We start from the raw sequence: 1,473 nt of genomic DNA, 5'->3' as shown, positions 1-1,473 counted from the left end.
CAAGGCCGTGAAGTTATGGCTCGGGCGGGGTTGTCCAGGGGGCCGTAGGCAGCGGTTTCGCCGGACATGAGGAGCGGAGCCCCGGTAGAACTGGCAGTCGACCAAGACAAGCCGTTCACAAGACCGGAGGCTCCGCTGTCCGAACAGTGTGCCATCACGCGTACCGTCACGGTGGCCGGAGGCCGGTTTGCGCCCGGTCATCTCGGTGAACTCACTCAGCTGGTGCCCTTCGAGATGGTCGATGCCGCGCTGAGCGCGACCAGGACCGTGCAGTGTCGGCTGAGGGATCTGCCCTCCCGGGTCGTGATCTATCTGCTGCTGGCCGGGTGCCTGTTCCCGGAGACGGGATACCCCGGCGTCTGGCGCAAGCTCACCGGGGCGCTGACCGGCCTGCCGGTGGCCGCGCCGACGGCGAGCGCGCTGGCCCAGGCCCGCCGCCGCATCGGCAGCAAACCGCTGCGGTGGCTGTTCGACCTGCTGCGGGGCCCGGCTGCGACAGGGCACGGCCCGGGGATTCGCTGGCACGGTCTGCTGGTGGTCGCGCTCGACGGCACCACTTTGACGGTCCCCGACACGACCGCCGTCCTGACCCGGTTCACCAAGCAGGCGGGCAACCACGGCGGGACCGGATACCCGCAGGTCCGTCTGCTCGCCCTGGTCGCCTGCGGCACCCGCACCCTCATCGACGCGGTCTTCGGACCCACCACCGCGGGCGAGACCACCTACGCCCCGCGCCTGCTGCCCAGCCTGCGGCCCGGGATGATCCTGCTGGCCGACCGCAACTTCGGCGCCCAAAAGCTCGTGGCCGACATCGCGGCCACCGGAGCCGAGGTCCTGGTCCGGCTCAAGAACGGCCGTCGCATGCCCGTCCTGGCCCGCTACCGGGACGGCTCCTACCTCTCGGCGCTGGGCGACCTGCACGTCCGCGTCATCGACTGCGAGATCACCGTCACCACCACCGCCGGGAAACACACCGGCCTCTACCGGCTCGCCACCACCCTGCTCGACCACCACCGCCACCCGGCAGCCGGACTCGCCACGCTGTATCACCAGCGCTGGGAGATCGAAACGGCCTACCTGGAGCTGAAGTCGACCATCCTCGACGGCCGGGTCCTGCGGGCCCGCACTCCCGACGGCATCGACCAGGAGATCTACGCCCTGCTGGTCGTCTACCAACTGCTGCGGACCGCCATGGCGGACGCCACCAGCACCCAATGCGGCACCGATCCCGACCGCGCCAGCTTCAGCATCGCCTGGCAGAGCGCCCGCGACCTGGTGGTCCAGGCCGCGGGCGTCATCGCCGACACGGTCGTCGACCTCGTCGGCACCATCGGCCGACACGTCCTGGCCGACCTGCTGCCCAAGCGGCGATTACGCGTCAGCCCCCGCATCGTCAAACGCGCCATCTCCAAGTACCAGGCCCGAGGCCCCCACATCGACCGGACCAGCTACAAAGCCACCACCGGCATCGAA

Annotated in this window: 1 protein-coding gene; it reads left to right on the top strand. The window is 70.1% G+C overall.

Annotated features, from left to right (window positions below; all coding sequences use genetic code 11):
- Positions 1-171 precede the first annotated feature (171 nt).
- Positions 172-1,473: IS4 family transposase (locus HDC93_RS37630; RefSeq protein WP_185015253.1), on the top strand; the 1,302-nt coding region annotated here is incomplete at its 3' end.

Origin of the sequence: Streptomyces sp. AK010 (assembly GCF_014207295.1) — a bacterium.
In the GTDB taxonomy this organism is placed as follows: Bacteria; Actinomycetota; Actinomycetes; order Streptomycetales; family Streptomycetaceae; genus Streptomyces; species Streptomyces massasporeus.
Note: the sequence above shows the minus strand (reverse complement) of the source record. Positions and strands in the feature narration are given on the sequence as shown.